7 protein-coding genes and 1 pseudogene are annotated in these 7,600 nt (G+C 42.0%); 4 read left to right on the forward strand and 4 right to left on the reverse strand.

Features of this window, described 5'->3' with window-relative positions:
* Positions 1–602: 602 nt before the first annotated feature.
* Positions 603–2,144, forward strand: a complete 1,542-nt coding sequence (locus KPX09_RS03550) for a methionine--tRNA ligase (protein WP_249549022.1) — start codon at positions 603–605, stop codon at positions 2,142–2,144.
* A gap of 752 nt (positions 2,145–2,896) precedes the next feature.
* A complete protein-coding gene (locus tag KPX09_RS03555) occupies positions 2,897–3,361 on the forward strand; it encodes a hypothetical protein (RefSeq protein ID WP_346017237.1) in 465 nt (154 codons plus the stop codon).
* A 197-nt stretch (positions 3,362–3,558) separates the two neighbouring features.
* Here the strand turns inward: KPX09_RS03555 and KPX09_RS05610 are convergent, their stop codons facing one another.
* The 4 genes from KPX09_RS05610 to hslV all read right to left on the reverse strand — a co-directional run bounded on the left by KPX09_RS05610 (position 3,559) and on the right by hslV (position 6,527).
* Complete coding sequence (locus KPX09_RS05610; protein WP_275973635.1) at positions 3,559–3,681, reverse strand: hypothetical protein; 123 nt, start codon at positions 3,679–3,681, stop codon at positions 3,559–3,561.
* 104 nt (positions 3,682–3,785) lie between these two features.
* On the reverse strand, positions 3,786–4,481 hold the full coding sequence (locus KPX09_RS03560) for a class I SAM-dependent methyltransferase (RefSeq protein WP_249549023.1): 696 nt from the start codon (positions 4,479–4,481) through the stop codon (positions 3,786–3,788).
* Positions 4,482–4,486: 5 nt separating this feature from the next.
* Positions 4,487–5,953, reverse strand: a complete 1,467-nt coding sequence (hslU, locus tag KPX09_RS03565) for an ATP-dependent protease ATPase subunit HslU (RefSeq protein WP_275973636.1) — start codon at positions 5,951–5,953, stop codon at positions 4,487–4,489.
* A gap of 4 nt (positions 5,954–5,957) precedes the next feature.
* Positions 5,958–6,527: an ATP-dependent protease subunit HslV gene (gene hslV, locus KPX09_RS03570; RefSeq protein WP_249549024.1), complete on the reverse strand. Its 570-nt coding sequence runs from the start codon at positions 6,525–6,527 to the stop codon at positions 5,958–5,960.
* Positions 6,528–7,134: 607 nt separating this feature from the next.
* On the opposite strand from hslV, the gene KPX09_RS03575 reads away from it, so the two are divergent.
* Together KPX09_RS03575 and KPX09_RS03580 are read left to right on the forward strand one after the other, a co-directional pair.
* Positions 7,135–7,302 (forward strand): hypothetical protein, encoded by a 168-nt coding sequence (locus KPX09_RS03575; protein WP_249549025.1) that lies wholly within the window; start codon positions 7,135–7,137, stop codon positions 7,300–7,302.
* A gap of 80 nt (positions 7,303–7,382) precedes the next feature.
* Positions 7,383–7,600: pseudogene (locus KPX09_RS03580) on the forward strand (hypothetical protein); the annotation flags it as partial.

A 7,600-nucleotide genomic window follows, 5' to 3' on the forward strand; every position in this document is an offset into this window, starting at 1 on the left:
ATTCAAAGTTGCCTGACTATAATCCCGAATACCCAAACATATACCTTGATTCAGATAGACTCCCTTAACCTCCACCCTGTTTATCCAATGTCATTAGAGCCTGAGATTACCTAATGCCAGGGTATAGCCTTTTGATGGATTTTCTAGTTAAGGCTGCTCACACATTTAAAAACATCATATCCTGTCCTGATGCTACTGCTGTGTGCCGTACTCTTCATTTATATTCAGTCTTACTTTTTGAAACGCGCTAGAAGATGCACCGCTAGATTTGTACACTGCCTGCATTACCGTTGTCTTGCATTTATAAAGTCCTTAAAAATTTGTTATGATGCGCAACTACTTCCTCGTAATGATAAGGTGTAATTTTTTCTAAAATTGCTGTTGATTTCTACGAAGATTATCGAGTTTCTTGCTGTATAGCGTGGATCATAACTCATATCTTGAGGTACCAGCTAAGAAGGGTCGCATGATTGGATTGACCTTTATCTACCGTGATTGCGTCGCTTACCGGAGCCGTTGCTACCCTCCTTGCGAAGGTACTCAAATGCTTATACAATGCGTTCTGCAGCTCTTTATTAACTCTTGTCTGTAAGGATTATACAATGTCAAGTAAGCACTTCTGTGTTACCACTCCCATATATTATGTGAACGATGTTCCTCACATTGGACACTTTTATACCACGCTTATATCAGATGTTCTTGCAAGGTTTAAGCGTCTAGATGGTGATAATGTAAAGTTTACTACCGGAACAGATGAGCACGGCCAGAAAATAGAGGAAACTGCCCGTAAACGTGGTACTCCAGTATTACAGTTTGTTGACGAGGTTAGTGAGTCGTTTAGGGAATTAGTCCACAAGTCTGGTTTTTGTGCTGATGACTTTATTCGTACCACGGAAAGTAGACATAAAGATGCCGTAATAGCGTTATGGGATCGCTTGTATAGTGGGGGGCAGATATATAAAGGGTGTTATGCCGGTTTCTATTCGGTCCGTGATGAGACTTTTTATCAAGAGCGTGATTTAATTGATGGTAAAGCTCCAACAGGAGCGGAAGTTACGTGGTTAGAAGAACCAGGGTATTTTTTTAAGTTATCAGAATGGCAGGAAGCTCTGCTTCAGTTATATCAGGATAATCCTCGTTTTGTTGTGCCAGAAGGGAAGCTTAGCGAGGTCACAAGCTTTGTGAAGTCGGGATTGAGAGATTTGTCAGTTTCACGTTCAAAAGCACACCTTTCTTGGGGTATAGGTGTTCCAGGTGATCCAGAGCATTTGATTTATGTATGGATAGATGCCCTTTCTAATTACTTGGCATTAACGGGGTTTCCTAACGAGGATTCTGAGGACTATAACAACTTTTGGCGTGGTGAGAATGCCCATGTAATGCATGTCGTGGGTAAGGATATACTGAAATTTCATGCGGTTTACTGGCCTGCGTTGTTGATGGCTGCAGGGTTACCATTGCCTAAGCAGGTTGTAGCGCATGGTTGGTGGTTGAATGAAGGTCAGAAGATTTCCAAATCGTTGGGGAATGTGATATGTCCACTTACGATAATAAGTGAGTATGGCTTGGATAACGTACGCTACTTTCTGCTTAGTGAGACTCCCATAGGGAATGATGCTAGCTTTAGCGCTAAGAGGCTAAAGGAGCGTGTAAACTGTGATTTGGCTAATAATGTTGGTAATTTGGTCCAAAGAACTGTCACGTTGGTGCATAAGTGGTGTGGAGGCAAAATTCCTTCTGTAGATATGGAGCTCATGTGTGGTGATGAGACCCTTCCCGATTATCAGGGGATTTTGGAACAATATCGGGTCTATGTGGAGGAGTGTCGCTTCTTTGAGGCTCTAAAATTTATAATAGGTTTATCTTCTATAGCGAATGAGTATATAGCTGTAAAGGCGCCTTGGAAGCTATTTAAGGAAGATACTGCCTTAGCGGAAGCTGTACTGTTCAAATTGTTAGAATACATAAAGTGTATAGGGTTGATGTTACAGCCATTTCTTCCTGTGATATCTGAGAAGCTGTTAGAGCAAATTGCTGTACCTGTTGAAAAGAGAAAGTTTGAGCATATTGCAGCACTATGTACGGGTAGGGTACTCCCGAAAGCAGTACCTATATTCTCCAAGTTTGATATGGATGATGTATAGTGCTACAAGTATATCAGCATAACTGAAGAGCATTGTGCGTATGTAAGATGTATGCTTCTTCTCCCTTGGCGTATGCATGAGTCAGACAGTAGACGTAATAGCGCTGAGGGAAGACTTGAAGAGTAAGGTGGTTGTAGTCAAAAATTTCTGAAGAGAGAAATATCAGATAGGTGTCTTGATGTAGCTTGTTGATTACATGGAAAATGTACAACTCATGGTGTTTGCCTGCATTTTACGGATATGTACCACATGCCGCTTTTCAATCTGTCACTCAGGAAGTTGTAGTTCTTTGTGTATGAGTACGCATTCTTCAAAAGAATAATCACAGTTCTGATCATAAACGGTGAGAGCCGAGAGAGGGGGAGTCATTAGTATTTGTGGTATCGCAGATATACTTTCAATGTTTCTGTCTTTAGTTAAGTCCACAATAGGTATGATAATTCACAGTGTTGTGTCCTGTGTGTAGTGTGATCCAGCCCTCTTCAGGTTTATATTATGTGCGAGATAGTGCCTTAGCAGTACGTATGCTGCATTACTTTCTTGTCGAGGCAAATGTTGAGTTCCTCTTTCATATACGGCAGAATTGTGTAATGTTTTTAGGTCCGAAGACTTAGCACTGCCGTGATATTGATACAATTTTTGTATATAGAGTATATACACTGCGTGTGCACTGTTGACGTATGAGAAGGAGTGGGATCTAAAAACATTATTAGAGAAATGAAGCATATACAGTATATCTACTAGCTAAGGAGTTGGCTTATGATGTAGTTACTGATCAGACTGACAAGCTTACTGCTGCTCTTGCCAAAATAAACGGTAAGGACATTGTTCACTTTGCTAAGGCTGTTGAAATCTCTTACCCTAACATCGATACCAAGGTTTGTAGTGGAACTCATGCGAAGGGCAGTGCGGATGGGAGTCCGACAGATTTTGCGGCAGAAGCTGCAAATGGAAAAACAGCGCAGTGTAGCGGATTGAGTGCGGCTGCTCCGGACAAACCGTTTAGTAAGTTTGTCGAGGCTGTGAAACTTATAGAAGGTAAGAATTGGCCTACGGGTAGGGTATACAGTGGTAGTGCTGCTAAAGATGGTACCCCTAATGGGAACGCCATAGCCGTAGCTAAAGACCTAGTAAAGGAACTCATTCCTGAAGAAAAAACAATAGTGGCTGGGTTACTTGCTAAAACTATTGAAGGTGGTGAAGTTGTTGAGATATGAGTTATCTTTCCGTTTCAGGCATGGTTACTTGAGAGTGGTTTTGTATCTTGAGACTGGTTATCTAGGAATCTATTATTAGATATGTATTGTAGAAAGATATTACTAAGGTTGTTGAGATTATGGCGGTTTCTTCTACCTCAGTTATGGTCAATGCTTGTAAGGTTACGTTGATCAATCTGTCCATCATACAGGCCATATTACGAAGTTTCTCTAGCAGAATTGTCTAATGTACGACGAACCGTGTTAAGAAAAAGTGACGGGGTTTTAACAGTATCTGCAGCATATATAAGCCTGTCTGAAGCAGTGGTGTAATCTGTCATAAAACCGCTAGGATCATTCTTCTAATACCTATCTGGTTCATAAAGGAAATTAGTACATATGTGACGGCAAGAGGTTGGATGTATCACATTAAAATGTGTTGACGTTAGACCTTCCAAGCACTGTAAAGTGTGGCGATTCCACCGCATACGTTCTTATGTGTGATTTTGAAAAACCCAGCGTCTGTAACTTCGGAAGAGAACTGTTTCTGTGCGGGAAAAGCTCTAATGCTTTCAACTAAGTAGGAATATGCATCTATATCACCGGCTACTATTTTGCCAATTTTCGGTATTACAAAGAAAGAATACAGGTCATAAGCTGTTTTGAACGCACTGTCTTCAAGTATGGGGGAAAACTCCAAGCACAAGAATCTACCGCACGGCTTCAGTACCCTATATGCCTCCTTTAGAGCAGCTCGTCTATCGAGTATATTCCTTATACCAAAGGCTATTGTGTAGTAGTCAAACACATTATCAGGAAAGGGCAAGCACTCGCCACTGGCACATACCCATTTTATAGAAACTTGCCCGCAGTCGATAGACTTCTTTCTCCCTACATTGAGCATTTCCCGATTGATATCACATACTGTAATGTTTAAACCTCCACGTTGCCGCAGAGCACGTAGGGCTATATCTCCTGTGCCACCTGCTACATCTAATAATGTTCCAGAGTGCTTCACTATTCTGCTGCACAACTCACGCTTCCATAACCTATGTAGGCCAAAACTCATGATGTCATTCATCACATCATAACGCGATGCCACAGAAGAAAAAACCCTATTTACCTCAGCTTGCGTAGCCATTCTTACTACAGTATAAACTTGGAAAGATCTAATTGCTTTGAAATATCCTCTAGCCTTTCTCGTACATGCTTTTCGTCTATCACGAAGGTTTGGCCACTGTTTTCAGAAGCATTGTAGCTGATATCTTCCATTAGCTTTTCCATGATGGTATGCAGCCTTCTTGCACCGATGTTTTCCACTTCTCGATTTACAGTTGAAGCTATTTCAGCAATGGCAAATATGCCATCCTCAGTGAATTCTACCGTAACACCTTCGGTTTCCAGCAACGCACGATACTGTTTCAGCAGATTAGCCTCTGGCTCTGTTAGAATACGAACTAGGTCATCTCTGCTTAAAGGCTGAAGCTCTACTCTAATAGGCAAACGACCTTGAAGCTCTGGCAGTAGGTCTGAAGGCTTTGCTAGATGGAACGCACCGGAAGCTATAAATAGGACATGGTCAGTAGTTACGGTACCATACTTAGTACTTACACTTGTTCCTTCTAGCAATGGCAGAAGATCACGCTGCACACCTTCTCTATTTACTTCACCGCGCACCTCTGTTCTTGCAGCAATTTTATCAATTTCATCTAAGAATACGATTCCCTCGTTGCTTGCTATGTGCAATGCTTCGCGTACTATCTTATCTTCGTCGATCAGCTTCTCGGTTTCTTCATCCAGCAGAATTTCACGAGCCTCTTTTACAGTAGTACTAATGGTTCTTGAGAGTTTATTTCCTCCTAGAACCTTCTGCACTATCTCATTTATATTCATAATGCCAACCTGTCCGCCTGGCATACCCGGAACCTCAAACGAAGGGGGCATACTCTTTCGGTTGTCTTTAACATTGATAGATATTTCAGAGTTTTCGTACTCTCCCGCGCGGAGTTTATGCCGGAAGGCATTCTTGGTGTCTTCCGATGCATCAGCTCCTACAAGGCAGTTAAGGATAATATCCTCAGCAGACTTTCGCGCTTGCTTTCTGACAATCTTTCTATACTTCTCCTTAACTAATAACACTGCTCGATCTACTAGATCACGCATTATGGAATCAACATCACGGCCTACGTAACCTATTTCGGTAAATTTGGTAGCTTCCACCTTTATAAATGGGGCTTGAGCTAGTTTGGCCAAACGACGAGCTATTTCTGTTTTTCCAACCCCAGTATGCCCTATCATCAGTATATTTTTCGGGATGATTTCATCTCTTAAGGGTTGAGGAACGCGATTGCGACGCCAACGACTCCTCAATGCATTAGCAACTGCACGCTTCGCTTCAGTTTGCCCTACTATGAACCTATCCAGTTCTTTTGTGATCTGCTTCGGAGATAGGTCACGAATTTCACATTCATCATCCTCTTCGGGGAATTCTTCCACATCATCACCACAATCCTGATCTAGTGTCATTTCTTCTTCCTGAATATTTCCAGAAACTAAATCACCACCTTCAGATGGTGCATTGCAAGAAAGCACACCTAACTCACGTGAGTACATAATATCAACCCTCTATCTTTTCCATAACAATGTTGTTGTTAGTGTATATGCAAATTTCTGCAGCAATTGCCATGGATTTTGCAACTATATATTCCAAAGGCATATTAGGCGCAAATTCATCTTGCGCTGCGCACAATGCCCTAGCAGCTGCTAGGGCGAGGTTACCCCCTGATCCAATTGCAGCTATGCCATTTTCTGGTTCCAAGACGTCCCCACCGCCGGAGATAACCAAAGATACTGACTTATCAGCAACGATCATCATTGCTTCCAAGCGCCTTAGGTATTTGTCTTGACGCCAGTCCTTAGCCAACTCTACACATGCACGCATTAACTGACCAGGGTGTTTTTCTAGCTTACCTTCTAGTCTTTCAAATAGAGTAAATGCATCAGCAGTTGCGCCAGCGAAACCAGTGATGACTGTGTTGGAAGCTAGACGTTTTATCTTTCTTGCAGAAGTTTTCATGATTGCAGATCCCAAAGTCACCTGACCATCGCCTGCTACTATTACACTGTTCCCCCTTCTTATCGACAAGATTGTAGTACCGTACATCTTGCGGTCGTCTGTGTGATCCATCTGTTATCTCCTTGGCTATATTGTGTCCAACTTGAAGTGAAAATTCGCGCTAATTCAAGCGAATAATTATCATAGACTCACTGATATTGCACTTCATTAAAAAAACCATGTATTAAACTGACTTGCAGGTTATTGTTTAGTGTTGTTTAAGTCTATTCCCCGCTAACTTCTACATGTTTGCACCGTGCCTTGTAATATTGCAACGTAAATCTGCCATCAAGGCGATGTCTTGATGGAGACAGGATGTAATAAATTCAGCAGCTTAGGTGAGTTGAAACTTGCAGATTCTTGCGAAAAAAAACTAGGTAATCTCATACACAGACATTAGCTCTTAGAGTGCTATTGCAATAGCAGCCGTGTTGGAGTGTGTCATATGTTGAATTTTCACTACACATTCATAAAACGTATGACGTAGGTATTTTGATTTCTACACTAGCTTTTGCACAAGTTATCTGGTATATTAAGGCTAGGTTATGTGTTCCAACAGTAGGCATCTGTAAACCTTGCTCCCATGCTTTGGTGTGACATTATGCTCATCAAGTAGTTGTGCGTTGTAGATCGTGCGCCCTGTAAATTGTGGGTGTTGCTTGTATAATTTGGCATAAAAATGTACTTGTGTGTTGTGGAGTTATGGTATAGATTCCGCGTGCTCGGAGTTCGTTCGGGGTTTTCCTTGGGGGGTTTATTTTTTCCTTACGGTGATGTGGCGCTTGTGAGTTTTGTGGATGGTATAGGCTCTGTTGCGCCAAGTGTTGAGGACGTGGATCTTCAGTAGTGTGGTTTTGTGGATAGGCGCTTTGTTTCCCGTAAGTTTGTGATGTTCGTACTTTGCCTTTGTTATGAGCAAGGTTAGTGATGTCGCTGCTATTGGGGATTAGGGGGTTGTACTTTTTAGGTTTAGTGAAGAGAGTTGGTATGTCAGAAGGTGTCATGGAAAGAGAAGAGTCTGTAGTAGCAGAAGAGGCGACAGGGAGTGGCAGCGAAGAAGGAAGAATCCTGAACCTATGTGAGCTGAAGAGAAAAAGCACAGGGGAGCTACTGGCAATAGCAGAAGAGCTAGGAGTAGTCAGTAA

The sequence above is a fragment of the Anaplasma phagocytophilum genome, assembly GCF_023476575.1.
GTDB classification, from domain to species: Bacteria; Pseudomonadota; Alphaproteobacteria; order Rickettsiales; family Anaplasmataceae; genus Anaplasma; species Anaplasma phagocytophilum_A.

Coding starts and splice junctions, on each gene's coding strand:
- KPX09_RS03550 (WP_249549022.1), top strand. CDS start 603: ATGTCAAGTAAGCACTTCTGTGTTACCACTCCCATATATTATGTGAAC.
- KPX09_RS05610 (WP_275973635.1), bottom strand. CDS start 3,681: ATGACAGATTACACCACTGCTTCAGACAGGCTTATATATGCTGCAGAT.
- KPX09_RS03560 (WP_249549023.1), bottom strand. CDS start 4,481: ATGGCTACGCAAGCTGAGGTAAATAGGGTTTTTTCTTCTGTGGCATCG.
- hslU (WP_275973636.1), bottom strand. CDS start 5,953: ATGTACTCACGTGAGTTAGGTGTGCTTTCTTGCAATGCACCATCTGAA.
- hslV (WP_249549024.1), bottom strand. CDS start 6,527: ATGGATCACACAGACGACCGCAAGATGTACGGTACTACAATCTTGTCG.
- KPX09_RS03575 (WP_249549025.1), top strand. CDS start 7,135: ATGTACTTGTGTGTTGTGGAGTTATGGTATAGATTCCGCGTGCTCGGA.